The sequence below is a fragment of the Nonomuraea endophytica genome (assembly GCF_014203235.1).
In the GTDB taxonomy this organism is placed as follows: Bacteria; Actinomycetota; Actinomycetes; order Streptosporangiales; family Streptosporangiaceae; genus Nonomuraea; species Nonomuraea endophytica.
On sequence record NZ_JACHIN010000005.1, the window covers coordinates 114,272 to 138,927 of the forward strand.

At 72.0% G+C, this 24,656-nt stretch carries 23 protein-coding genes; 17 read left to right on the forward strand and 6 right to left on the reverse strand.

Translation table 11 applies throughout. The features are described from left to right. The first annotated feature begins 13 nt into the window (after positions 1-13). Positions 14-3,514 carry a S8 family serine peptidase gene (locus tag HNR40_RS19505; protein ID WP_184963259.1) on the forward strand — a complete coding sequence of 1,167 codons (3,501 nt, stop codon included), beginning with the start codon at positions 14-16 and terminating at the stop codon, positions 3,512-3,514. Here HNR40_RS19505 and HNR40_RS19510 read toward each other — a convergent pair. Next, positions 3,511-4,275, reverse strand: a complete 765-nt coding sequence (locus tag HNR40_RS19510) for an SGNH/GDSL hydrolase family protein (protein ID WP_184963261.1) — start codon at positions 4,273-4,275, stop codon at positions 3,511-3,513. The genes HNR40_RS19505 and HNR40_RS19510 overlap by 4 nt on opposite strands. 111 nt (positions 4,276-4,386) lie before the next feature. Here HNR40_RS19510 and HNR40_RS19515 point away from each other — a divergent pair, with 111 nt between their 5' ends. From HNR40_RS19515 to HNR40_RS19525, 3 genes are all read left to right on the forward strand, one after another. Continuing rightward, the gene (locus tag HNR40_RS19515) at positions 4,387-5,265 is read left to right on the forward strand and encodes a DUF4394 domain-containing protein (protein WP_184963263.1); all 879 of its coding nucleotides are present in this window, start codon (positions 4,387-4,389) and stop codon (positions 5,263-5,265) included. A 166-nt stretch (positions 5,266-5,431) separates the two neighbouring features. Further along, a complete protein-coding gene (locus HNR40_RS19520; RefSeq protein ID WP_246509272.1) occupies positions 5,432-6,967 on the forward strand; it encodes a CocE/NonD family hydrolase in 1,536 nt (511 codons plus the stop codon). Positions 6,968-6,976: 9 nt separating this feature from the next. Beyond that, positions 6,977-7,924: a helix-turn-helix transcriptional regulator gene (locus HNR40_RS19525; RefSeq protein WP_184963267.1), complete on the forward strand. Its 948-nt coding sequence runs from the start codon at positions 6,977-6,979 to the stop codon at positions 7,922-7,924. Here the strand turns inward: HNR40_RS19525 and HNR40_RS19530 are convergent. Further along, the gene (locus HNR40_RS19530; protein ID WP_184963269.1) at positions 7,921-8,817 is read right to left on the reverse strand and encodes an SDR family oxidoreductase; all 897 of its coding nucleotides are present in this window, start codon (positions 8,815-8,817) and stop codon (positions 7,921-7,923) included. The two genes, HNR40_RS19525 and HNR40_RS19530, sit on opposite strands and share 4 nt — an antisense overlap. Positions 8,818-8,897: 80 nt before the next feature. Here HNR40_RS19530 and HNR40_RS19535 point away from each other — a divergent pair, with 80 nt between their 5' ends. The 4 genes from HNR40_RS19535 to mctP all read left to right on the forward strand — a co-directional run bounded on the left by HNR40_RS19535 (position 8,898) and on the right by mctP (position 12,102). Beyond that, positions 8,898-9,446: a VOC family protein gene (locus HNR40_RS19535; protein ID WP_184963271.1), complete on the forward strand. Its 549-nt coding sequence runs from the start codon at positions 8,898-8,900 to the stop codon at positions 9,444-9,446. Beyond that, positions 9,446-10,057: a carboxymuconolactone decarboxylase family protein gene (locus tag HNR40_RS19540; RefSeq protein WP_184963273.1), complete on the forward strand. Its 612-nt coding sequence runs from the start codon at positions 9,446-9,448 to the stop codon at positions 10,055-10,057. Before HNR40_RS19535 ends, HNR40_RS19540 begins: the two co-directional genes overlap by 1 nt. Positions 10,058-10,294: 237 nt before the next feature. Continuing rightward, positions 10,295-10,495 carry a DUF3311 domain-containing protein gene (locus tag HNR40_RS19545; RefSeq protein WP_184963274.1) on the forward strand — a complete coding sequence of 67 codons (201 nt, stop codon included), beginning with the start codon at positions 10,295-10,297 and terminating at the stop codon, positions 10,493-10,495. Further along, positions 10,492-12,102: a monocarboxylate uptake permease MctP gene (gene mctP, locus HNR40_RS19550; RefSeq protein ID WP_312896425.1), complete on the forward strand. Its 1,611-nt coding sequence runs from the start codon at positions 10,492-10,494 to the stop codon at positions 12,100-12,102. Before HNR40_RS19545 ends, mctP begins: the two co-directional genes overlap by 4 nt. 157 nt (positions 12,103-12,259) lie before the next feature. Here mctP and HNR40_RS19555 read toward each other — a convergent pair whose 3' ends face one another. Then, entirely contained in the window at positions 12,260-12,598 is a 339-nt protein-coding gene (locus HNR40_RS19555) for a DUF6285 domain-containing protein (RefSeq protein ID WP_184963276.1), read from the reverse strand. An 86-nt stretch (positions 12,599-12,684) separates the two neighbouring features. On the opposite strand from HNR40_RS19555, the gene HNR40_RS19560 reads away from it, so the two are divergent. From HNR40_RS19560 to HNR40_RS19575, 4 genes are all read left to right on the forward strand, one after another. Further along, positions 12,685-13,866, forward strand: coding sequence for an acyl-CoA dehydrogenase family protein (locus HNR40_RS19560; RefSeq protein WP_184963278.1), 1,182 nt, complete (start codon positions 12,685-12,687; stop codon positions 13,864-13,866). Beyond that, complete coding sequence (locus HNR40_RS19565) at positions 13,863-14,828, forward strand: phosphotransferase family protein (protein ID WP_184963280.1); 966 nt, start codon at positions 13,863-13,865, stop codon at positions 14,826-14,828. Before HNR40_RS19560 ends, HNR40_RS19565 begins: the two co-directional genes overlap by 4 nt. Before the next feature lie 76 nt (positions 14,829-14,904). Next, positions 14,905-15,624: an ABC transporter ATP-binding protein gene (locus HNR40_RS19570; protein ID WP_184963282.1), complete on the forward strand. Its 720-nt coding sequence runs from the start codon at positions 14,905-14,907 to the stop codon at positions 15,622-15,624. Further along, positions 15,621-16,442, forward strand: a complete 822-nt coding sequence (locus tag HNR40_RS19575) for an ABC transporter permease (RefSeq protein ID WP_184963284.1) — start codon at positions 15,621-15,623, stop codon at positions 16,440-16,442. Before HNR40_RS19570 ends, HNR40_RS19575 begins: the two co-directional genes overlap by 4 nt. Here HNR40_RS19575 and HNR40_RS19580 read toward each other — a convergent pair. Continuing rightward, the gene (locus HNR40_RS19580) at positions 16,396-17,019 is read right to left on the reverse strand and encodes a TetR/AcrR family transcriptional regulator (RefSeq protein ID WP_184963286.1); all 624 of its coding nucleotides are present in this window, start codon (positions 17,017-17,019) and stop codon (positions 16,396-16,398) included. The two genes, HNR40_RS19575 and HNR40_RS19580, sit on opposite strands and share 47 nt — an antisense overlap. Then, a complete protein-coding gene (locus HNR40_RS54710; RefSeq protein WP_184963288.1) occupies positions 17,016-17,435 on the reverse strand; it encodes a hypothetical protein in 420 nt (139 codons plus the stop codon). Before HNR40_RS54710 ends, HNR40_RS19580 begins: the two co-directional genes overlap by 4 nt. Positions 17,436-17,515: 80 nt before the next feature. On the opposite strand from HNR40_RS54710, the gene HNR40_RS19590 reads away from it, so the two are divergent. Beyond that, the gene (locus HNR40_RS19590) at positions 17,516-18,190 is read left to right on the forward strand and encodes a class I SAM-dependent methyltransferase (protein WP_184963290.1); all 675 of its coding nucleotides are present in this window, start codon (positions 17,516-17,518) and stop codon (positions 18,188-18,190) included. 48 nt (positions 18,191-18,238) lie between these two features. On the opposite strand, the gene HNR40_RS19595 is transcribed toward HNR40_RS19590, so the two are convergent. Continuing rightward, positions 18,239-19,945, reverse strand: a complete 1,707-nt coding sequence (locus HNR40_RS19595) for a glycoside hydrolase family 3 protein (RefSeq protein ID WP_184963291.1) — start codon at positions 19,943-19,945, stop codon at positions 18,239-18,241. 110 nt (positions 19,946-20,055) lie between these two features. On the opposite strand from HNR40_RS19595, the gene HNR40_RS19600 reads away from it, so the two are divergent. Genes HNR40_RS19600 through HNR40_RS19615 form a run of 4 tightly spaced genes read left to right on the forward strand, consistent with a single transcriptional unit; the run spans position 20,056 to position 24,654 of the window. Next, positions 20,056-20,859, forward strand: a complete 804-nt coding sequence (locus tag HNR40_RS19600; protein WP_184963293.1) for a hypothetical protein — start codon at positions 20,056-20,058, stop codon at positions 20,857-20,859. Then, positions 20,856-21,956, forward strand: coding sequence for a hypothetical protein (locus HNR40_RS19605; RefSeq protein ID WP_184963294.1), 1,101 nt, complete (start codon positions 20,856-20,858; stop codon positions 21,954-21,956). Before HNR40_RS19600 ends, HNR40_RS19605 begins: the two co-directional genes overlap by 4 nt. After that, a complete protein-coding gene (locus HNR40_RS19610) occupies positions 21,953-23,380 on the forward strand; it encodes a hypothetical protein (RefSeq protein WP_184963296.1) in 1,428 nt (475 codons plus the stop codon). Before HNR40_RS19605 ends, HNR40_RS19610 begins: the two co-directional genes overlap by 4 nt. Next, the gene (locus tag HNR40_RS19615; RefSeq protein ID WP_312896426.1) at positions 23,377-24,654 is read left to right on the forward strand and encodes an AAA family ATPase; all 1,278 of its coding nucleotides are present in this window, start codon (positions 23,377-23,379) and stop codon (positions 24,652-24,654) included. Before HNR40_RS19610 ends, HNR40_RS19615 begins: the two co-directional genes overlap by 4 nt. The last annotated feature ends 2 nt before the right edge of the window (positions 24,655-24,656 follow it).

Below are 24,656 nucleotides of genomic sequence, written 5' to 3' on the forward strand. Positions count from 1 at the left end.
TCACGCTCTGCACATGGTTGTCAAGATCGCCTGGCGGGCGGCTCTCACGGGGGCCGCAGCCGCCCTGTGCCTCCTGCTCCCCCAGTCCGTGGCTCTGGCCGCACCCCAACCCGACAAGATCGACAAGTCCGTGATGGACGACCTGAAGGCCGATGACAAGGCGACCTTCTGGGTCAAGATGAAGGGCGAGGCCAACTTATCCGCGGCCCGCCGGGCCACCTCCAAGGACGCGAAGGCCGCCGAGGTCTTCAAGACCAAGAAGGGGCACGCCGCGTCCTCCCAGGCGGAGTTGCGCGAGCTGCTGACCGCGCAGAACGCCGACTTCGCCGCCTACTGGATCGTCAACGCCGTCCGCGTCACCGGCGCGGGCGCCAAGCTCGCCACCGCCATCGCGGACCTGGCGGCGGTCGAGAGCATCCTCCCGGTACGCACGCTCGCGGTGCCGAAGCCGGAGCAGGGCAGGGCGGAGGCCAGGACCAGGGCCGCCGTCGAGTGGAACATCGACCGGGTCAACGCGCCCCGCGTCTGGAGCGAGCTCGGCAGCAAGGGCGAGGGCATCGTCGTCGGCCACATCGACACCGGCGCCGACTTCACCCACCCGGAGATCGCCGCGCAGTACCGCGGCCGGAGCCCCGACGGCGCCTACGACCACAACTACAACTGGTTCGACCCGGCGGGCGTGTGCCCGAGCGCGGCCCCGTGCGACAACAACGACCACGGCACCCACGTCATGGGCACCATGGTCGGCGCCAACGGCATCGGCGTGGCGCCGGCCGCGCGCTGGATCGCCGCCAAGGGCTGCGAGACCGACACCTGCACCGACGAGTCGCTGATCAGGTCCGGCCAGTGGATGGCCGCCCCGACCGACCTCAACGGTGAGAACGAACGGCCCGACCTGGCGCCCGACATCGTCAACAACTCCTGGGGCGGGGCGGGCTTCGACCCCTGGTACAAGACGATCGTGGAGTCGTGGATCGCCGCCGGCATCTTCCCCGCCTTCGCCAACGGCAACGCCGGCCCGGCCTGCAACACCAGCGGCTCCCCCGGCCAGTACGTGATCAGCTACAGCGTCGGCGGCCTCGACATCAACAACGCCCTCTACGCCCGCTCCAGCAAGGGCGCCGGCGAGAACGGCGAGATCAAGCCGAACATCGCCGCCCCGGGCGTGAACGTGCGCTCCTCCGTGCCCGGCGGCGGCTACGCGGCCTTCACCGGCACCTCGATGGCCACGCCGCACGTGGCCGCGACGGTGGCGCTGCTGTGGTCGGCGGCCCCGAGCCTGCAGGGCAACGTGGCCGCCACGCGGCCGCTGCTCGACAGCACGGCGATCGACGTCAACGACACCAGCTGCGGCGGCACGCCCACCGACAACAACGTCTGGGGCGAGGGCAGGCTCGACTCCTTCGCCGCCGTCCAGTCGGCGCCCCGCGACGGGCTCGGCGACCTCGGCGGCACCGTGACCGCCGGCGGCGCTCCGGTCGCCAACGCCGAGGTCAGCCTGACCGGGCCGCTGAGCCGTACGGTCTTCACCGGCGCGGACGGCACCTACACGGTGCCGCGCCTGCTGCCCGGCGACTACCAGGTGAGCGCGACCAGGTTCGGCTACACCACCGGCACCGCGAGCGCGACCGTGGCGGCCGGGCAGACGGCCACCGCGGACGTCACGATGACGCAGAAGGACAGCGGAACGGTCTCCGGTCTCGTCGCGATCGCGGGCGTGCCCGAGTCCGGCGCGACGCTCGCAGTGGCGGGCACGCCGGTCCAGGCGGTCACCGGCGCCGACGGCCGCTACCGGTTCACGATCCCGCACGGCACCTACGACGTGACCATCACGCCGCGCTCGCGCTGCGCGACGGCCTCGACGACCGTCCAGGTGACGGTGGCCGGGGACGTGGTCAAGGACGTGGACCTGCCGCTGCGGGGCGACGGGTTCGGCTACACCTGTGAGAGCAGGGCCCTGCCGTACGTGGGAGGGACCGAGAAGCTGGCGCTGACCGGCGACGACGAGGCGCAGCAGGTGACGCTGCCGTTCACCTTCCCGTTCTACGGCGCCGCGCAGACGAAGGCGTGGATCACCACGAACGGCTACGCCTCCTTCGCCAACGAGAAGGTCACCACCGGCTCGAACGGCACGCTGCCGACCACGGGCACGCCGAACAACGGCGTCTACGCCTACTTCGACGACCTCGTGGCCGACGCCGAGTCGGGCATCTACACCGCGACGCAGGGCACCGCGCCCAACCGCGTCTACGTGGTGGAGTGGCGCAACGTGAAGTTCTACTCCGACGCGACGCTGCGGATCTCGGTGTCGATGCTCCTGGGTGAGAACGGCTCGGTGTCCTACCGCTACAAGGACATCGAGGGCGCCCGCGAGCAGGGCAACAGCGCCACGATCGGGGTGGAGAACGGGACCGGCACCGACGCGCTGCTGTACTCGTTCAACACCGCGGCGGTCTCCACCGGGCAGAGCGTGACGGTCGCGGCCACCCGCCACGGGCTGGTCACGGGCACGGTCACCGACGCCAACGACGGCAAGGCGATCGCGGGCGCGACGGTGAAGGTGGGCGAGGCGGCCACGTTCACCACGGGCGCTGACGGCACGTTCTACGGTCAGGTGCCGGCCGGCGACCACAAGGTGGAGGTGTCCAGGGAGCACTACGGCACGTTCTCCCAGGACGTCACCATCGCCCCGCTGGCGTTCACCCGCGTGGACACGGCGCTGATCACCGGCGCGGTGAGCGCCTCGGTCGGCGAGGTCGCGGTGGTCATGCCCACGGGCGTCAGCCGCAGCCGTTCGTTCGAGCTGACCAACCTCGGCGCGCCCGCCGACTACACCGTCACCAGCGACGCCGCCTGGCTCACCGCCGCGCCGACCGCCGGCCGCCTCGCCAAGGGCGAGAAGGCCGCGGTGAAGGTCACGGTCAGCAGCCAGGGCGTGCAGCCGGGCACGGTCCGGGCGGGCAAGCTCACGGTGAAGTCCAACAGCGGCCGCCAGCCGATCCTGGAGATCACCGTGAACGTCGTGGTGCCCAAGCACCAGGTCGCGCTCGACACCGGCGCCACCAGGCAGGTCGTCGACGCCCAGGGCGACGTGTGGACCCCGGACCGCAAGTACACCCAGGGCGGCCACGGCTACGTGGCCAACCAGAACCGCACGGCCGACACCCGCAGGACCATCGCGGGCACCACGGAGCAGACGTTGTTCCGCACCGCCCGGGAGAACCTGCTGGAGTACCGCTTCGACAACGTGCCGAACGGCACCTACACCGTCGAACTGGGCTTCGCCGAGATCACCTCGAAGCAGCCCGGTGACCGGGTCTTCGACGTGATCGTCGAGGGCCAGCTCGCCGTACCCGCGCTCGACCTGGCCCTGGAGGTGGGCGCCTACACGGCGGCGAACCGCTCGTACACCGTGAAGGTCACCGACGGCCAGCTGAACGTGCGCTTCGCCCGGCGGGACGGCCAGCCGATCGTCAACGCCGTGCGTATCTCCGAGCGGCCCGACAAGAACTAGCCGGGCCGCACCGGCGTCAGCCCCGGCCGCTTGGGGCTGACGCCGTCGCCGGAGGAGCGGCCGTGCAGGCGGCGGTTGATCCACGGGGCCAGGAACTGCCTGGCCCAGCGCAGGTCCTCCCGCCGGGCGTCCGTCCAGACGGGCGGGCGCCGCGGCGGGTACGGCACCCGCCAGTCCTGCTCGACCGGCACCCCGAGCACCTCGGCTGCGGCCAGCGCCACGCGGCGGTGGCCGTCACCGTTGAGGTGGAGCCGGTCGGAGTCCCAGGCGCGCGGGTCGCGCAGCACGGCCATGGGCCACAGGTCGACCAGGTGGGCGTCGTAGCGCCGGGCGATGTCGTGGATGTGCAGGTTGTAGACCTCGATCTTGCTGTGCGCCAGCCGCATGACGGGCACGTGCCGCAGGTCGAAGCCGGTGAACAGCATCACCTTGGCCCCGGCCTCGGTGAGCGCGCGCACCCCTTGTTCCAGCCTCCTGGCGACGATCGCGGGCCCGCTGCCGGGCCGCAGGATGTCGTTGCCTCCCGCGCAGAGGGAGACCAGGTCGGCGCCCATGGCGATGGCCTGCGGCACCTGCTCGGCCACGATCTCGTCGATGATCCGGCCGCGCACCGCGAGGTTGGCGTAGCGCAGTCCCGGCCCATCGGCCTCGATGTGCTCGGCGAGGCGGTCGGCCCAGCCGCGGAAGCCCGTGGCGGCCGGGTCTTCGAGTCCCTCTGTGAAGCTGTCCCCTAGGGCGACGTATGAAGAAATTCGTCCCATGACGGGATAGTTTGCCGCGAATGTCATGCCCTACGCGACCGTAGGTCAATCCGGCGGACGCTCCGGGACGAAGTAGGAGGCGACAGTCCCCAACCAGAAGGAGCACACCTCATGCGCACGACACTGGCCCTCGCCGCCATCGTGGCCTGCGCGGGCGCCGGCCTGGCCGCGCCCGCGCTCGCCGACGCCTCCCCCCGGCGCGACGGCGTCACCCTGCGGGTCGCCGGGCTGACGGACGACGGCAGGCTGGTCGCCTTCCGCGCCGACCGTCCCGGCTCCGTCACCGACGTCGGCAAGGTCAACGGGCTGACGGGCGACGCGAAGGTGGTCGGCATCGACTACCGCGTGCAGAACGGCAAGCTGTACGCCGTCGGCGACCAGGGCGGCGTCTACACGCTGTCCGGCGCGGCCAAGGCGACCAAGGTCTCCCAGCTCAGCGTCGCCCTGGACGGCAAGAACTTCGGCGTCGACTTCAACCCCGCCGCCAACCGGCTGCGCGTGATCAGCGACACCGGCCAGAACCTGCGGCACAACATCGACGACCCGATGGGCGCCCCGGCCGCCGGCACGACCGCGACCGACGGCAAGCTCACCAATCCGCCCGTGCCGCCCGCCACGACCGGCGTCACCGCCCTCGGCGTGAGCGGCGCCGCCTACACCAACAACGACCTGGACGCGACGACGGCCACGACGCTCTTCGACGCGGACACGACCGCCGACCAGATCGCGGTCCAATCGCCGGCCAACGCCGGCAACCTCGCCCCGACCGGCAAGCTCGGCGTGGACGCGGGCCCCGCGGCCGGCTTCGACATCTACACCACGCTGCGCAAGGGCGCCGCCTCGGCCAACACCGCCTACGCGGCGCTGACGGTGAGCGGTTCCGCCCGCTTCTACGCCATCGACCCCCTGACCGGTGCGGCCACCCAGGTGGGAACGTTCCCGGCCCGCCGCCAGGTCGTGGACATCGCACTGCCGCTCGACCAGAGCTGACGCCACCCGCCGCACACCCGGCCCCGGCAGTCAAGGCGCATCCGCAGGAAAGCATGACCCGCCCACGGGCGCGAATCCCCCTTGTCCCCCCGCCCACGCGTCTGTTACCCGTTGAGGTATGCGGGGGAGATATCCAGTACGTGTCACCAGAGACCTGCCCGTTCCCATGCCCGACGGCGTGCGGCTGCTGGCCGACCACTACGTGCCCGTCGGGGCGCCGCGTGCGCCGGTCGTGCTGATCCGCTCGCCGTACGGCCGCAGGGGCGCCTTCGGGTGGATGTTCGGCCGCGGCTTCGCCCGGCGGGGCTTCCAGGTGGTCATGCAGTCCTGCCGGGGCGGTTTCGGCTCCGGCGGGCTGCTCGACCCGCTCGGCGACGAGCACGACGACGGCCTGGCCACCGTGGCCTGGATGCGCGAGCAGCCCTGGTACAGCGGCAGCTTCGCCACCTTCGGCCCCTCCTACCTCGGCTACACCCAGTGGGCCATCGCCCCCTACGCCGGTCCCGACCTGAAGGCGATGGCCACCCAGATCACCGCCTCCCAGTTCCGCGACGCCGCCTACGTGGGCGGGGCGTTCGCGCTGGAGTCGGCGCTGAGCTGGACGACGCTGACCGACGCGATGTCACGGCGCTTCGGCGGCACCGCCGCGCTGACCGCGCCCCGGCTGACCCGCCGCGCGGTGCTGTCGGGGCGGCCGATGGGCGAGCTGGACCTGGTCTCGGCCGGGCATCCGCTGGCCTTCTACCAGGATCTGCTCGCGCACCACGGCGATCCGGCCGCGCCGTACTGGGTCAAGCGCGACTTCTCGCCCGACGTGGCCGACGTCGAGGCCGCGGTCACGATGCTCGGCGGCTGGTACGACGTGTTCCTGCCCTGGCAGATCAAGGACTATCTGACGATGCGCAGAGCCGGGCGGCGGCCGTACCTGACCATCGGGCCCTGGTACCACGTGGACATGCGCCACGGCCGCCCCTCCGTCGCCGAGGCGCTGACCTGGTTCCGCGCCCACCTGCTGGGCGACTTCTCCCGGTTGCGGGCCGACCCGGTGCGGCTGCACGTCACCGGCGCCGGCGAGTGGCGCGACTATCCGGACTGGCCGGTTCCGGGGATGCGGATGCGCCGCTGGCACCTGCGGTCCGGGTTCGGGCTGGATCCGGCCGCGCCCGGCGAGGACGGCGCCGACCGCTTCCGCTACCACCCCGCCCATCCCACGCCGGTCATCGGCGGCCCGGTGCTGCTGGCCGACTCCCGCCCACGTGACCAGCGCCGCCTGGAGGCCCGCCGCGACGTGCTCGTCTACACCTCCGCGCCGCTGCGCGCCGACACCGAGATGATCGGTCCCGTGGGCGCCGAGCTCTCGGTGCGCTCCAGCGCGCCCTGCACGGACGTGGTGGTGCGGGTCTGCGACGTGAACCCGTCGGGCGCGTCCATGAACATCTGCGAGGGGGTACGGCGCACGCTCGGCGGACCGGAGGACATCCGGCGGGTCGAGGTGGACCTGTGGCCGATCGGGCACCGCTTCAAGCGCGGCCACCGGATCCGGGTCCACGTGGCGGCCGGGGCGTACCCGACGATCGCCCGCAACCCGGGCACGGGCGATCCGATCGCGGACGGCGGGCCCATGCTGCCGGCCGACGTCGAGGTCCTTCACTCCCCCGACCATCCCTCGGCCGTGCTCCTGCCCGAAGTGACCGGACCGTAGAGTCGGATCGTGCGCGCGTCCCGGTTGATGTCGGTGATCCTGCTGCTGCAAGGGCGGGGCGGGATGACGGCGGCCGAGCTGGCCGAGGAGCTGGAGGTGTCCGAGCGGACCGTCCACCGCGACGTGCTGGCGCTGAGCGAGGCGGGCGTCCCGGTCTACGCCGACCGGGGGCGGCGCGGCGGCTACCGGCTGCTGGAGGGCTACCGCACCCGGCTGACCGGGCTCGACCGGGCCGAGGCCGAGGCGCTGTTCCTGTCGGGGGTGCCGGGGGCGCTGCGCGAGATGGGAATGCAGGACGTGGCGGCCACCGCCCGGCTGAAGGCGGCGGCGGCGCTGTCACCCGGGCTGCGGGACGCGCCCTCGACGGCGGCGCAGCGCTTCCACCTGGACGCGCCGGGCTGGTTCGCCGCCGACGACCCGCCGCCGGCCGCGCTGGCGCCGCTGGCCAGGGCGGTGTGGGGCGATCGGGTGGTCGATCTGGCGTACAAGGGCAGGCAGCGCACGCTGCGCCCGTACGGGCTGGTGCTCAAGGCGGGCGTCTGGTATCTGGTGGCGCACGCTGGCGACTTCCTCACCTTCCGGGTGGACCGGGTGGAGGCGGTCATGGCCCGGGAGGAGGGCTTCTCCCGGGATCCGGGGTTCGACCTGGCGGAGTACTGGCGGCTGCAGTCGGCCCGCTTCGCCCGCTCCCTGCTGCGCACCACCATCAAGCTGCGGCTCAGCCCGTCCGGGGTGCGCATGCTCCGCCACATCGCCGACCCGGCCGCGCTGGAGGGCGCGCTCGCCTCGCTGGGCGAGGACGGGACGGTCGAGCTGGGCGTGGAGTCGGTGAGGGTCGCGTACACGCAGGTGCTGCGCTTCGGGCCGGAGGCGGAGGTGCTGGAACCGCCGGAGCTGCGCGAGATGGTGCGCGAGGCCGTCCTGCGGACGGCCCGCCTGTACACCCCGGACGCCTAGCGGTACTCGGACGGGTCGGCCTTCTTGCCGCCGTCCTCCACTTCCTCGATGTAGCGCCACACGTCCGGGCGGCTGCCGTCGAGGTCGGTGAAGCCGTAGGCCTGGGCCAGGCTGCCGCTGTCGAGCGACTGCCCGGTCCAGCGCATCTTGTCCGGGTCCTGGGCCAGGGCCGCCACGGCCCGCCCGGCGAAGGCCGGCGTCTCCGACACCGCCCAGGTGGCGTTCTTCGGGATGTAGTCGCGCCAGGTCTCCTCGGTGACGTTGAAGTTCTCCAGCATCGCCTCCGAGCGCAGGAACCCGGGCGTGAGCGCCACGGCGGCGCAGCCGTGCTCGCGCAGGTCGTGCGAGAGCGCGTACGCCAGCCGGATGACCGCGGTCTTGGCCTGGTCGTAGAAGAGGGAGAGCCGGTAGTGGCCGTCGTTGTACGTCTTGGTGCCGTCGGTCACCTCGACGACCAGGCCGCCGGGCTTCCTGGACAGCAGCGGCAGCGCGTAGTGGCTGGTGATGATGTGGGTGTCGATCGCCAGCCGCATCAGGCGCAGCCCGTTGTCCAGGTTGTGCTCCCAGACGGGGACGTTCCACTCGGTGAGCCGGTCGCCGCCCCACACGTCGTTGACCAGGACGTCGAGCTGTCCGTGGTCGGCTTCGATCCGCTCCACCAGGGCCTTGACCTGGTCCTGGTCGAGGTGGTCGACCTGGACCGGGATGCCGGTGCCGCCGGCTGCGGTGACGAGCGCGGCGGTCTCCTCGATGGTCTCCGGCCGGTTCATCTCCGAGCGCCGCGATCCGCTGGTGCGGCCGGTGCAGTAGACGGTGTAACCGGCGGCGCCGAGCTGTTCGGCGATGCCCCGGCCCGTGCCTCGGGTGGCCCCTGCCACCAGTGCGATGTTCATGAGAACCACTCTCGGCCGGAAAGAGGACACCCCATGTCATGTTTTCTTCAAGATTCTCGCGTGATAAGTAAGGAGTTACCATGAACGAAGAGTTCGAACTTCGCGGGGTCAACCATCTGGCGCTGGTCTGCTCGGACATGAAGCGGACCGTCGACTTCTACTCGGGCGTGCTGGGCATGCCGCTGATCAAGACGATCGAGCTGCCGATGGGCTGGGGCCAGCACTTCTTCTTCGACGCCGGCGGCGGCAACGCGCTGGCCTTCTTCTGGTTCCCCGACGCGCCGGACGCGGTGCCCGGGGTCTCGGCGCCCAAGGGGCTGCCGGACCGGGGCGAACTGCTGTCGGCGGTCGGCTCGATGAACCACATCGCCTTCGACGTGCCGCCGGACAAGATCGAGGAGTACCGCGACCGGCTGATCGCCAAGGGCGTGGACGTGGGCGTGCTGCTCAACCACGACGACAGCGAGTTCGGCGTCGCCCCCGCCCCGCACGAGGGCGTGTTCGTGCGTTCCATCTACTTCAAGGACCCCGACGGCGTGCTCATCGAGTTCGCCTGCTGGCTGCGGGAGCTGGGCCGCGAGGAGGACGTGCGGCACGAGCCGAAAACCGCCGCCGACCGGACCGTCTGATGCCGCGGCTGCGCCGGGTCCCGCGCGAGGAGGTCGCCGATCCGCTGACCGCGTTCTTCTACGACCGGCTGCTGACCGCCGGCGGCACCGCCACGGGCTCGCCCGGCGACTGGTGGGAGGTCTTCGCGCTCGACCCGGCGATCCTGCGGCACTGCGTGAAGGGCTTCCAGCTCTACCGGAAGTCCGCGCTCGACCCGGTGCTGCGCGAGCTGGGCCAGACGCGCGCCGGATGGGCCAGGCAGTCGCGGTTCGTCTACTCCCAGCACTGCAAGCAGATGCGCGCGATCGGCGTGCCGGAGGAGAAGATCCGGGCGGTCGCCTCCTGGCAGGTGAGCACCGTCTTCGGTGAGCTGGAGCGGGCCGTGCTCGCCTACACCGACGCGCTCGTGCTGGACGGTGGCCGGGTGCACGACGAGGTATTCGCCGTGCTCAAGAAGCATCTGCCGGACGAGCAGATCCTCGAGCTCACCTACATCACCTGCATGTACGAGATGCACGCCACGATGGCCAGGGCGCTGCGGGTGGAGTTCGACGACCGCGAGGACCCGATCACCGAGGTGCCCGCACCCGAGGGGTACGGCACCCGGGACATCGCCGACGAGCTCGCCTGACCGTCCGTCTGACCGTTCGTCGCGAAGAGCCGACCGTTCGCCGATCCAGGTCCGGATTCCCGGCGGAACCTCACTACTGTCACGTCGGATGACGCCGCCCCCGTCGGCCCACATATCGAGACATACCACCCGAAAGGTCTAGAAATAGGCCAAAACGTGATGTATCGGTCATTGGGTGATCTGGGTTGTGACGCTAGTGTCCCCTCACTCGCGTACCACTGTCACACCGGAGGGGTCATGGCCGAGCCGCCACCTCGCACCGACAAAGGCCCGTGGAACTGGCTGCTGATCGTGCCGATCGTGCTGCCGTTGTGCACGTTCCTGTTCAACGCCGACGAACCCCGGCTGATGGGCTTCCCGCTGTTCTACTGGCTGCAGCTCGCCTTCATCCTCGTCGGCGTCACCTGCACCGTGGTTGTCTACAGGATGACCAAGTGAGCGGGCACACGACCGAGCTGGTCGTCTTCATCGCACTGTTCGCCCTGGTCAGCGGCATGGGCTTCGTGGCCGCCCGCTGGCGTAAGCCCAAGGACATCGAGAGCCTCGACGAGTGGGGCCTCGGCGGGCGCAACTTCGGGACCTGGATCACCTGGTTCCTGGTCGGCGGCGACCTCTACACCGCCTACACCTTCGTGGCGGTGCCCGCCCTGGTGTTCGGCGCGGGCGCGCTGGGCTTCTACGCGGTGCCGTACACCGTCGTGATCTATCCGCTGGTCTTCCTCGTGCTGACCCGGCTGTGGTCGGTCTCGCACGTGCACGGCTTCGTCACCCCGGCCGACTTCGTCCGGTCCCGCTTCGGCTCGCCGACGCTGGCGCTGGTCGTGGCCATCACCGGGCTGGTCGCGACCATGCCCTACATCGCGCTGCAGCTCGTCGGCATCGAGGCCGTGCTGCAGTCGATGGGCGTCACCGGCCATTGGCCGATCATCGTCGCCTTCGCCATCCTGGCGGCCTACACCTACCAGTCGGGCCTGCGCGCCCCCGCGCTGATCGCCTTCGTCAAGGACACGCTGATCTACATCGTGATCCTGGCCGCGGTCATCTACATCCCGATCAAGCTGGGCGGCTGGGGCAACATCTTCGACGCGGCCGCGGCCAAGTTCGACAAATCCCCCGCCCCGGGTGACGGCACGCTGCTCAACGTGGGCAACCAGCTGCAGTACATCACGCTGGCCTTCGGCTCGGCGCTGGCGCTGTTCCTCTACCCGCACAGCCTCACCGGCGTGCTGGCCGCCAGGAACCGCACCGTCATCAAGCGCAACATGTCCGCGCTGCCCGCCTACAGCTTCCTGCTCGGCCTCATCGCCCTGCTCGGCTACATGGCGATCGCCGCCGGCACCAAGCCCGTCATCGGCGAGAACGGCAAGCCGATCGGCAACACGGTCGTCCCGGTGCTGTTCGACAACATGTTCCCCGACTGGTTCGCCGGCGTCGCCTACGCCGCGATCGCCATCGGCGCGCTCGTGCCGGCCGCGATCATGTCGATCGCCGCGGCGAACCTGTTCACCCGCAACATCTACCGCGAGTACTTCAACAAGAACGCCACCGACAAGCAGGAGGCCACGGTCTCCAAGCTCGTCTCGCTCGTGGTCAAGGTCGGCGCGGTGCTGTGCATCCTGCTGCTGGACCCGCAGTTCTCCATCGACCTGCAGCTCATCGGCGGTGTGATCATCCTGCAGACGCTGCCCTCCGTGGCCCTGGGCCTCTACACCCGGTGGTTCCACAAGGGCGGCCTCATCGCCGGCTGGGCCCTGGGCCTGGCGGCCGGCATGTGGATGCTCTACACCATCCCGAACCCCGCCTCCGGCAAGCTGCACTTCGGCGGCTCGGCGTTCTCGCTGGGCGAGCTCGGCTTCGACACCAAGACGACCGTCTACGCCGGCGTCCTGGCCCTGGCCGTCAACCTCCTGGTGGCCGCCGTCGTCACGGTGGCCCTGCGGGCCGCGAAGGTGGCCGACGGCGTGGACGGCACGCGGCGCGACGAGTACTTCGCCGACGAGGGCGACCCCCGGGTCAAGGACCTGGACCTGGCCGCGCCGCACTAGCGGATCGCGCGGAGGGAGCAACGTTGATGCAACCTCCGCGGGCACACCGTGGACAAATGGGCACGCCCCGTCCGTCGCCCCCGTGCAGACGGTACGTGCCCCGGTTCGGGCGGGCGGCGACCTGCGCCTTGTCGTCCGCCCGAGCCTCTGGCAGGCGTTACGGGGTCGCGTAGCCGGGGTTGGCGACGTCGATTTTGGCGCGCACGGCCGCGGTGAGGGCGGCCAGCAGCTCCGGGTCGTCGGCGCGGCCCTCCCGGATGCGGGCGGCCAGTTCCGCGTCACCGCCCACGCCGAGCCCGGCCAGCCGTTCCGCGTGCTCGGCGGCCTGGGCGGGGCCGAGCTCGATCTCCCGCTCCACCATGCCGAGCACGTTGATCGCCACCCGCGTGTGGAAGCGCACCCGCCCCTCGACCGCCGGCAGCACGTCGGCCTCCAGGAACTGCCTGACCGCCGCGACCAGTTGGGTCGCGTCGGGCACGTCGTGCGGCGCCGCCATGGCGCCTCCTCTCCGCTTCGCCGAAGACGTTGGAAAGTGACCGCTTATCCGTTGACCGGGCAACGGATAGACGGTGTGATCCTTTCATGACCTTCGCCGTACCCGACAGCGTCCGGCCGGTTCGCGACGCCGTCCACGCGTTCATGACCGAGCGGGTCGAGCCCGCCGAGCCCGCCCTGTGCGACGGCGACGCCGCCACCCTGCGTGAGCTGCAGGAGGAGGCCAAGAAGGAGGGCCTGTGGGCGCTCGGACACCCGCGTGAGCTGGGCGGCGGCGGCCTGCCGTTCCTCGACTACGTCTACGTCAACGAGGTGCAGGGACGCAGCGAGTTCGGCCAGCTCGCGCTCGGCACGTTCACCCTGCAGGACTCGCTGATGCTGCACGAGCACGCGTCGGGCGGCCAGCGTGAGCGCTACCTGGAGCCGCTCGTGCGCGGCGACATCTGGCCGAGCTTCGCGATGACCGAGCCGGACGTCTCCAGCAGCGACCCCACCCAGATCCAGACCGAAGCGGTCCTCGACGGTGGCGAATGGGTCATCAACGGCCACAAGTGGTTCACCACCGGCGCCTCCCGGGCCGCCTACACCACCGTGATGTGCCGCACCGAGCCGGACGCCCGGCCCCACCTGGCCTTCTCCATGATCCTGGTGCCGACCGGCACGCCCGGCTACACGATCGTCCGCGAGACGCCGGTCCTCGGCCTCGGCGGCGCCCACTGCGAGGTGCGCTACGAGAACGTCCGCGTCCCGGCCGCCAACCTCCTCGGCGAGCGCGGCCACGGCTTCGTCATCGCCCAGAAGCGCCTCGGGCCCGGCCGGATCTTCCACTGCATGCGCTGGCTCGGGCAGGCGCAGCGGGCCTTCGACCTGATGTGCCGCCGCCTGCACGGGCGCACGGCGTTCGGTGAGCCGCTGGCCAAGAAGCAGCTCATGCGCCAGCACGTCTTCGACTCCTACACCGAGATCCAGTCCGCGCGGCTGCTCACCCTGCACGCGGCACACGCGGTCGACGCCGGTTCGGACGCGCGCGTCGAGATCGGGGCGATCAAGGTGGTGGGGGCGCGCATGCTGCACAACGTGATCGACCGGGCCATCCAGGTGTACGGCGCGGCCGGCCTGACCCCGGACACGCCCCTGGACCGGATGTACCGGCACGCCCGCGCCGGACGCATCTACGACGGCCCCGACGAGGTGCACATCGACTCGGTCGGCAGACGGGTCCTGGGCGCGTACACCAGTGGCGGCTCGTGGGAGTTCGGCCTGCGATGAACGCGCACACCGGCGACCGGGTGGCGGGCATCGTGCGGGAGGCCCTGGGCGCGGCGGCGGCGGTGCGGTCGAGCGCGCGACTGCCCGGCGGCGCCTCCCGCGAGACCTGGTCGCTCGACGTGGACACGCCCGGCGGCGAGCGGGCGCTCATCCTGCGCCTGGACTCCCCCGGCGCGCCCCTGAGCCCCGGCACCTCCCCGGAGAGCGGGCTGGCGGCTGAGGCGGTCCTGATGCGCGCCGCTCTTGAGGCGGGCGTCCCTGTCCCGGAGATCGTCGCCGCCGGGGACTCCTACATCCTCATGGCGCGGGTGGACGGGGAGACGATCCCGCGCAAGATCCTGCGTGACGACGCCTACCGGCGTGCCCGGCCGCTGCTGGCCGCGCAGTGCGGACGGGCGCTGGCGGCAGTCCACCGGATGCCGCTCGACGCCCTGCCCGCGCAGAAGGAAGCCGACGCGCTGGACCAGTGGCGCGACGTGCTGGATCTGACCGGGCAGCCGCATCCGGTGTTCGAGCTGGCCTTCCGCAGGCTGGCGGCGACCCGGCCGGCAGGCGCGCGGCGGACGGTCGTGCACGGCGACTTCCGCAACGGGAACCTGATCGTGGGGCCCGAAGGCGTGCGGGCGGTGCTCGACTGGGAACTGGCCCACGCCGGCGACCCGGTCGAGGACCTCGGCTGGCTGTGCGTGAAGGCGTGGCGGTTCGGGGAGAAGGCGCCGGTGGGCGGCTTCGGCACCTACGACGAGCTGGTCCACGCCTACGAGGAGACCTCAGGGCACGTGGTGGACCGGGAGGCGCTGCGGTGGTGGGAGGCGTTCGGGGTGCTGAAATGGGGCGTCATCTGCGTCATGCAGACGATGCGGCACCTGGCCGGCGGCGCGCGGTCGGTGGAGCTGGCGGCGATCGGGCGGCGGGTGTGCGAGACCGAATGGGACCTGCTGGAGCTACTCGGCGCCCGCTGAAAACCGCGCTGCGGGCCCGGCCGCAGCGTGGTGAAAATGCGTTGCGGGCGCCCGGCCGGCACCGCACGCTGGCCGGGTGGTCATTCTTGAGGCGGAACATCTCGCCAAGCGGTTCGGCCCCGTCACCGCGGTCCACGACCTGAGCCTGACCGTGGCGGAGGGCGAGGTGGTGGCGCTGCTGGGGCTCAACGGCGCGGGCAAGTCCACCACCCTGCACATGCTGCTCGGGCTGATCACCCCCGACGCGGGCAGCATCCGGATGTTCGGGATGGACCTGGCACGCCACCGCACCGAGGTGCTCAGCAAGGTCAACTTCGCCGCCAGCTACGTGGACCTGCCCGGCGCGCTGCTCGTGACTGAGGTGCTGGACGCCTTCGCCCGCCTCTACGGCCTGCGCCGGCCCAAGGCGCGGGTGGCGGAGCTGATCGAGCTGTTCGAGCTGGAGCCGCTGGCCAGGCGGCCGATGATGGCGCTGTCGTCCGGCCAGCGCACCCGGGTGCAGCTGGCCAAGGCGCTGCTCAACGCGCCGCGGCTGCTCGTGCTCGACGAGCCGACCGCCAACCTCGACCCCGACGCGGGCGACCGCATCCGAGGGCTGCTCGGCGACCTGGCCCGCACGAACGGCAGCGCCATGCTGATCACCTCCCACAACATGCGCGAGGTGGAGCGCATGTGCGACCGGATCCACTTCATGTCCGGCGGCCGGATCGTGGCCGCGGGCAGCGCCGCCGAGCTGGCCGGCGCCTATGGGGCGGCCGACCTCGAAGAGGTCTTCCTGAAGGTGGCACGCGGATGACGACGATCTCTCTCCCGCCGCTGAGCTGGGCGGCCCGCCGTACCCGGATCATGGGGGTGGTGCGGCGGGACTTCGCGGCGCTGCGGCGCAGCCCCATCCGGATGTTCGAGATCCTGTTCTGGCCCACGGTGGAGCTGCTGCTGTGGGGCTTCGTGACGGCGTTCCTGCAGACGCAGCGGGTGCCGTTCGTGGTGGCGTTCCTGCTGGGCGGGGTGTTGCTGTGGCAGGTGCTGCAGAAGGCCAGCAACGAGATCTCCATCGCGTTCCTGGAGGACATCTGGTCGCGCAACCTGCTGAACGTGCAGGTCTCGCCGCTGTCGAGCGTGGAGTATCTGGTCGGGCTCGTGGTGTTCTCGCTGGGCAAGGTGGTCTTCGCGGTCACGGTGATGTCGGGGCTGGCGTTCGCGCTGTACGGCTTCGGGGTGGGCGGGTTCGGGGTGGGGCTGGCGCCGTTCATGGGGCTGCTGCTGGTGCTCGGCTGGTCGCTCGGGCTCGTCGGGATCGCGGCGGTGCTGCGGTTCGGGGAGAACGCACAGGTGATCGCCTGGTCGCTGGTGTTCGTGGTGCAGCCGCTGGCCGGGATCTTCTATCCGATCTCGGTGCTGCCCGCGCCGGTGCAGGCGCTGTCGTGGTTCCTGCCCGCCTCGCATGTGTTCGAGGGCATGCGCACGGTCATGTCCGGCGGGCCGCTGCCGTGGGACCGGCTGCTGTGGGCGGCGGGGCTCGACGTGGTCTATCTCGGACTGACGCTCGCGTTGTTCGCCTGGGCGCTCAGGTACGCGCGGGCCCACGGGAAGCTGTCGCGGTTCGGGGACTGACCGGGCGCGGCACGAGCGCCGCCACGATCACCTCGGCCAGGCCGTCGACGACCTCGCCCGGGTCGACGCCGGGATGGTCGAGCCACCAGTCGGCGGTCGTCTGGACCATGCCGATGAAGGCGTGGCCGAGCACCTGCGCGCGTACCGGATCGGGGGTGACGCCCTCGGCCACCAGCACCTGCGCCAGCTCCTCGCCGAGACCTCTGACCAGCGTGGTCATGTGGCTGCGGATCTTGCTGTCCTCGGCGCTGGCCCGGTGGAACAGGAAGCGGTAGAGGTTGTGGTTGGCGCCGATCAGGTCGAGGTAGACGGCGATCGCGGCGCGGGCGCGCGAGCGCAGGTCGCCGCCGCCCTCGGTGAACCGCGGGCGCAGCCGGTCGATGACGGTGCGCACGTGGCGGTCGGCCAGCGCCTGGTAGAGGCCGCTCTTGTCGCCGAAGTGGCGGTAGAGGATGGGCTTGGTGATCCCGGCCTCCACGGCGATCGCGGCCATCGACACCTCGTGCCCGTCACGCTCGATCACCCGGTCGGCGGCGTCGAGCAGCGCCCTGCGCCGGTCCGGGCTGCGTCCCCTCACCCGGCAAGGATAGATCGCTCCCGGGCGCGTAACAGAGCCGAGGTCACCAGCAGCGCGCCGACGACCGTGTAGAGGCCGGTGACCCCGGCCAGGGTGCCCGGCGGCTCGCCCGGCAGCGCGCCCCAGCGGGGCAGCCCCGCCGCCACCAGCAGCGCGAGGTCGAGCCGGGTGGCGAACAGGGCGCCGAGGGCGACGAGCGGCAGCCCGCAGATGATCGCGGCCAGCGGGGACAGCCGCTGCCATCCGGTCAGCAGCCCGGCCAGCGCGGCCACGGCGCTCAGGTAGCCGAATCCGGCGGGGCTCGGGCCGAAGCCGGTGTAGCCGGCGCGCAGAGCCCGCGCGCCGGCCTCGGTCAGGTAGTAGAAGGCGGGCAGCGCGAGCAGGCCCGCCGCGGCGGCGGCCAGATGACGTCCCACGTCACCATCGTCCCGTGGAATCCGGGCAATGTCTCGATCTTGGGACAGACGGCCGGGACTACACGCTTTAGCGTGGATACATGGCTAACAGTGGCACTGGTCCTGGTTCGATCACACCTGACGGATCCCCTGTTGAGTTCTATCTCCTCATCGAGCCCAACGGCGAGCCCGAGATCATCAGCGCCGCGCTCACGCCCGGCGCGTCCATCCTCGAGATCGGCTCGGGGGTCGGGCGGCTCACCCATCCCCTGCTCGCGCTCGGCTACGACGTCGTGGCCGTGGACGAGTCCGCGGACATGCTCGCACACGTGCGCGGCGCGCAGACCGTGAAGGCGCGGGCGCAGGAGCTGCGGCTGGAGCGCGTGTTCGACGCGGTACTGCTCGCCTCCTACCTGGTCAACACCGCCGACGACGACGCGCGCCGGGAGCTGCTGTCGGCGTGCGCCCGGCACGTACGGCCCGGCGGCTCCGTCCTCATCCAGTGGACCCCGGCCGAGCAGCACGACGCGTGGGAGGTCGGCCGGGGGCGCACGACGGGCAACCTCAGCATCACCCTCACGGCGCTGGAGCCGGTGCGGCCCGGGGTGGTCGCATCCACGATGCGGTACACACAGGACGATCGGGTGTGGACCCAGTCGTTCTGGTCGCGGCGGCTGACCGACGACGACCTCCGGGCCGAGCTGGAGCCGGCAGGGCTGCGGCTGGAGCGCTTCCTGACCGACGACCACAGCTGGGTGCTGGCCGTCCGCGAGTGACCCGGCGGACGGTCAGGCTTCTGTGCGTGGGTGATGCCGGTGGCCGGGTCAGGAGGTCAGGCCGTGTCCGAAGGGGTAGAGCGGGTCGGCGGTGCCGCCCGGGACGTCGGACGGGCTCGCCTCGACGGCCGCCATCGACCGCGGCAGCTCGTACGGCAGCCGCCCCTGGGGCTCGGCCCGCCCGAACAGCACGTCCAGCAGCGCCCGGTCGCTCGCCCCGTAGTCGGCGACCACGGCGACGGCGCCCTCGGCGATCTCGGGGAAGACCGCGGGCCGCTCCAGGTAGACGTCCACGACGGTGGGCACCGTGGCCTGCAGGCGGGTGATGCGGTCGATCTCGGCGGCGGGGAAGGCGAGGCTGCCGGAGTGGAAGAAGGCCTCGAAGGCGCCGGGCCGGTGCTCGTACGGCGCGGCCAGCCGTACCACGGCCACGTCGGCCTCCTCGGGCGTGGCGACGACCTTGCCGTAACCGGCGGCGACGTCGGCGTCCACGCCCTCCACGTATACGCGCGCACCGTCGGCCAGCGGCAGCGGCCCGTTCTTGAGCAGCGTGAGCGAGGCCGTCTGCGCCTCGAACCCGGCGCGAGCGAAATCGGCCCGCCCGACGACCTCCTCGGCCGCGTCAGGGTCGACGAAGGGCGCGTCGAACAGCCCGAGCGTGAACTTCTCCCGCAGCACCCGCCGCACCGACTCATCCAGCCGTGCGGTGCTGATCCGCCCGTCCTCGACCAGCTCGACGAGCAGGTCGGGGCAGGCCTCGCCGCCGAACTGGTCGACGCCGGCCTCGATCGCCTTCAGCATGCGCTCGGCGGGGGTGAGGTGCTCGACGCCCCAGGCGCGGGCGGGCATCTCCTGGCCCATGATGAAGGCGTCGGTGATCAGGCCCCAGTCGGTGCAGACGATGCCGTCGAAGGAGTAGCGCTCGCGCAGCAGGCCGGTGATGACGCCCTTGTTGAAGCCGAAGCCGACCTCTTCGTGTTCGGTGCCGACCGGCATGCCGTAGTAGGGCATGATCTGCGAGGTTCCGGCGTCGAAGGCGGCCTCGAAGGGCTTCAGGTGGTGCTCGAACCGGCCGCCGGGGTAGACCTGCTCGCGGCCGTGGGCGAAGTGGGGGTCCTCGCCGTCCTTCTGCGGGCCGCCGCCGGGGAAGTGCTTGGTCATGCAGGCGACGCCGCCGGGGCCGAGGCGCTCGCCCTGGAAGCCGAGGATGTAGGCGCGCACGAGGCGGGAAGTGAGCTCGGCGTCCTGGCCGAAGGTGCCGTTGGCGCGCGACCAGCGGGGCTCGGTGACCAGGTCGATCTGGGGGTGGAGGGCGACGCGGATGCCGACGGCCACGTACTCCCGCCGCGCTATGTCGGCGAATTTCCGGACCAGCTCCGCGGAGCCGATCGCCGCCAGCCCCGGCGGCTCCGGCCACTGCGAGAACGCCCCGGCCATCATCGACGCGCCCGGGTTGCTGGAGAAGGAGTGGCGCGGGTCGGTGGAGAACGTCACCGGGATGCCGAGCCGGGTGGCGGCGGCCCGCTCCTGCAGCGCGTTGTGCCACTCGGCCATCTCGCGCGGGGAGCCGCCGCCGAGCACGTTGAAGTGGTTCATGTGCCTGCCGTCGATCATGCTCTCGGCGGTCTCGGCCCCCGGCGGCGGCGCGAACCAGATGGTGTGGAAGAGCAGCCCCGCCTTCTCCCGCAGGGTCATCCTGGCCACGAGGTCGTCGACCCGTGCCGCGGTGGGGAGTGAGGGGTCCTTGTAGTTCATGGCGTGATTATACGTATCATCAGCTTCTCTACCAGAGGTTCGCGCCATGCGCCACGCCGCCGCGTGCCGCAATTACTGGGAAATACTGGAACTCCTGCTACCCTCGCGCCATGAGTGACCGGCTGGACCAGCTGGAGAGGCGCATCGACGAACTCCGCGCCGGGGTGCGCCGCGCCATGCGCGCCCGTGACGCGGTCACCGCCCGGGCCCTGCGCGCCGACCTGCGCGCCGCGGAACGCACCTGGGACTCCCTGGTCAGCTCCCCCGTCCAGACCCCGGGCGGCAAGCGGGCCGGCGCCACGACCGTGCGCGAGCGGGTGCACCAGGCGCTCGACGCGCTCGGCGCCCCCGCCCAGCCCCGGCTGATCGTGGCCGTCAGCGAGGCGTTCTTCTCCGGCGGGCTGCGTTCGGCGCAGCTCACCAGCATCCGCCGCGACGAGGAACGTTCCTTCCGCTCCAGCCCGTACGGCCGGCCGTACTATCTGTGCGCTGCCCTGACCGACCGCCTCTCCCCCGCCCGGGGCCTGCTCACGCTGAGCGCCTGGCCGCTGGAGCGCCGGGTGGTGGGACCGCTGAGCCCGAGGGTCGACTTCCTGACCTGCGCGGCGGCGGTGGCCCAGCACATCCAGCGCAGCGCGGGCCCGTCACCGGAGTCGCTGCGGCTGGTGGCCAGGATGGGGCGCAACATCCCCGGCGGCGAGCTGGTCGAGCTGGGCAAGGACGTCGATCCCGGCCGCGTGGCCGAGATGGCGCTGGCGGAGCTGGCCGTACACCTTGATCGGGACACCCGCGACCGGGCCGAGCTGGCGGCCCGCGCGCGCGAGCAACTGGACGACCCCGCGCGGCTGTTCGGCGCCGCGCTCCTGAGCGCCGCCAACGTCGGCGCCCTCGGCAAGGAAGGGATCACGGCGTGAGACGGATCGACGCGCTGCGGGGGACGACACCGCCGAAACCGCACGACGCCCGGGCCATCGCGGCGCTGGCCGCGAATCCGGGTTGCGCGCGCCGGGCGCTCATGGACGGCGCGGGGGTGGACAAGGACGCGGCCGCGCGGCATCTGGGCTTTCCCGCGCCGTTCGGGCAGTCGCCGTTCGCGATCACCCGCGGCAACCAGTTCGAGGCCCTGGTCAAGTCCGACGGCTGCGCCGAGCTGCTGCGGATGCTGCGCGAGCTGCTGGAGCTGCCGATCGCCGAGGTCGCCTACCACGACGTGGAGAACGTGGGCGCGCACCTGCGCCACGCCCACACCCGCGCGTTGTTCGAGCGGGCGGCCAGGGGCGAGCACGACGCGGGCACGCTCTACGACCACCCGCTGCTGAGCCTGGACATCGCCGGCCACACCGCCTACCTGGAGCCGGACGTGGTCGCCTTCCAGCTGGAGGGCCGCTTCCACATCGTGGAGATCAAGTCGTTCGCGATCGTGGACGGCCAGGCCGACCCGGCCGCGGTGGCGGCGGCCGCGCGGCAGGCGGCCGTTTACGTGCTGGCGCTGCGCACGATGCTGGAGGAGCTCGGCCACGACCCGCTGACCGTCTCCCACGACGTGGTCCTGGTCTGCCCCGAGAACTTCGCCAACCGCCCGGTCGCGAAACTGGTGGACGTGCGCAGGCAGCTCGCGGTGCTACGCAGGCAGCTGACCAGGATGACCACGCTCGACCGGCTGCTGGAGGAGCTGCCGGAAGGGCTCACCTTCGACCTGGAGCCGGGCGAGGACGGCCTGCCGCTGCGCCGCGCCGCCGACCTCGCCGACGCGCTGCGCGGAGTGACCGCCCGCTACGCGCCCGACTGCCTGTCCACCTGCGACCTGTGCTTCTTCTGCCGGAACGAGGCCCGCGAGGAGGGTGCGTCCGACCTTCTCGGCCGCAACGTCCGCGACGAGCTGGGCGGTGTGGCCAGCGTCGAGGAGGCGCTCGGCCTGGCCGACGGCACCCGTGCCCCGCGCGAGGGGCAGGAGGAGATCGCCCGCCTGCTGCGCGGCGCCGAGCGGCTGCGCCAGGACTGCCTCGCATGAGTCTCCTGACGTCCCTGGCCAAGCTGCGCGCCCTGCAGGAGGGGCGGGCGCAGCCGATCGCGACCGTGCGGCACTGCCATCTGTCCGACCGGCCGATGGTGTTCATCCCGTTGAAGCTGTCCGGCGAGGCCGCCGCGCCGCTGGCCGCGATGTTCGGCACCGACCGGCAGGCGCCCCAGCTGCTCGTGGTGGCCCAGCCGCGCAACCGCGACCTGCGCTTCGCCTTCACCGCGGATCTGGCCGGGCTGCTGCTGCCGTACCTGGAGAGCTTCCTGGCCGACACCGAGACGGTCGAGCGCAAGAACGCCGACCCCTACGAGCGCGCGCTCGACGCGCCGCAGTTGTTGCTGCCCAACCGCGCGGGCGTGGCGTTCACCGCGCTGCTGGGCCGTTCGACCCGCTTTCGCCGCACCGACGGCCCCTACCCGGTGCCGGAGGGCGTGCCGCTGCTGGGCCGCTGGCTGACGTACCTGGCCGAGCGCGCCGCCTACCCGGGCTCGTCGCTGACGCTGGCCGTGACCGAGGAGCTGAGCCGCCACTGGGCCAGCGGGCAGAGCGCGCTGGAGGACGCCAACCTGGCCGCCCTGATGGCGTGGGTCGAGGGGCGCCCCTCCGACGAGGCCGAGGACCCGCTGGTCTGGCCGCCCGCCGGACCCGCCACCGACCCCGGCTTCGACTCCGAGGTGCTCGCGCCCGCGATCGAGAACGGCTCGGCCGAGCGCATCACCGAGGCGCTGCGCACCCAGCTGGAGCCCACGTGGCGGCTGATGTGGCAGGCCGCCGACCTGCTGCGGACGCTGCCCGAGGGCGCGAGCGTGGCGCAGCGCTGGGAGCTGGACCGCGGCTCCTACAGCGGCTTCGCCACCCAGCTCGCCGAGGGCGGCCCGCCGCAGGCCCGCCGCGACGGCGCGGTCGCCGCCGCCTCCCGCCTGTCGCGCATGGAGCGCGCCCAGGCCTCCTACGACGTGCAGCGCGCCTACGACGACCCGCTGATCATGGCCGACCACCGGCTGTCGGGCGAGGCGTTCGCCGGCGAGGTGGTGCAGACCGAGCCGGACAACTTCGAGGGCGAGGGCCGCTCGCGCAAGCTGCGCCCGCTCGTGGTGGTCAAGACCGACGATCCGGTACGGCTGCCGCCCGGCAGCGCCCTCGGCACCCCGCAGCGCAAGGGCCAGGGCGCCGAGCTGGTCGAGGCGGCCGGCGGCCTGGTCACCCTGAAGATCACCAAGGGGATGGGCAGGGGCAAGACGCCGGCCCCGGGCTCGGTCCCCGAGGTCGGCGAGCGAGTCTGCTACACCACGCTGACCGACGACTTCCAGGGCGCCGCGACGCTGCCCGAGCCCGAGGCGACGCCGTGGACGCACGGCGGCCCGCCGCTGGAGTACGTGCCGAACGACGACGACGCCAGGGAGGCGTGGGAGTGAGCCCCGAGGAGGTCATCAGGAACGTCCTGGCCGACCTGCCCAAGCACCGCGGCGTGGTGGTCGACTCCCCGCCCGGCGCGGGCAAGTCGACGCTCGTGGTGCGGGCCGCGGCGCACATCGCGGCGACGGGCGAGCCGCTGATGATCGTGGCGCAGACCAACGAGCAGGTCGACGACCTGGTCACCCGCATCAGCGACAAGCACCCCGACCTGACCGTGGGCCGGCTGTCGGCCAGCGGGTACGTGGCGCCGCGCCGGCTGCTGGAGCTTCCCGGCGTCACCGTCGGCACCCGCATCCAGGACCTGGGCGACCCGGACATCGTCCTGGCCACCTCCGACAAGTGGGCGTGGATCTCCGGGCGCACCTGGCCGTGGGCGATCGTGGACGAGGCGTACCAGATGCGCTCGGACAAGCTGCTGCGCATCGCGGGGCTGTTCGAGCGGGCGCTGTTCGTGGGCGATCCCGGCCAGCTCGACCCGTTCTCGATCGTGGAGGCGGACCGCTGGTCGGGGCTGTCGTGGGATCCGCTGCAGAGCGCGGTGTCGGTGCTGCTGCGCCACAACGACGACCTGCCGGTGCACCGGCTGCCGGTCTCCTGGCGGCTGCCGGCCTCGGCGGCGCCGGTGGTCTCGCGGGCCTTCTATCCGTTCACCGGCTTCACCTCGGGCACCGGTTCCGGCGAGCGTCAGCTGGAGCTGAGCACCGGCGGGCTCGGGACCGTGCACGACCGGGCGCTGGAGGAGGCGGCGCGCTCGGGGTGGTCGCTGCTGGAGCTGCCCAACCGGCACACGGTCCGTACCGACGGCGAGGCCGTGCAGGCGGTGGCGCTGCTGGCGGCGCGGCTGCTGCAGCGGGGCGCGGTGGCGAGCTCTGAGCAGGGCGAGCGGCCGGTGACGGCCGAGCGCATCGCGGTCGGCGCGGCCCACCGCGACCAGGTGGCGGCCATCAGGAACGCCGGGCTGCCGCCGGAGATCACCGTGGACACCGCCAACCGGCTGCAGGGCCGCGAGTACGACGTGACGATCGTGCTGCACCCGCTGTCGGGGCGGCGTGACGCGACCGCCTTCCACCTGGAGTCGGGACGGCTGTGCGTGCTGGCCTCGCGGCATCGGCACGCGTGCGTGGTGGTGGCGCGGGCGGGCATCGCCGAACTCCTGGACGCCCACCCGTCGGCCGAGCCGGTGCAGCTGGGCGTGCCGGTGAAGTTCCCCGACGGGTGGGAGGCCAACCAGTCGGTGCTGGAGCACCTGTCCGCCCACCGGGTACAGGCCTGAAC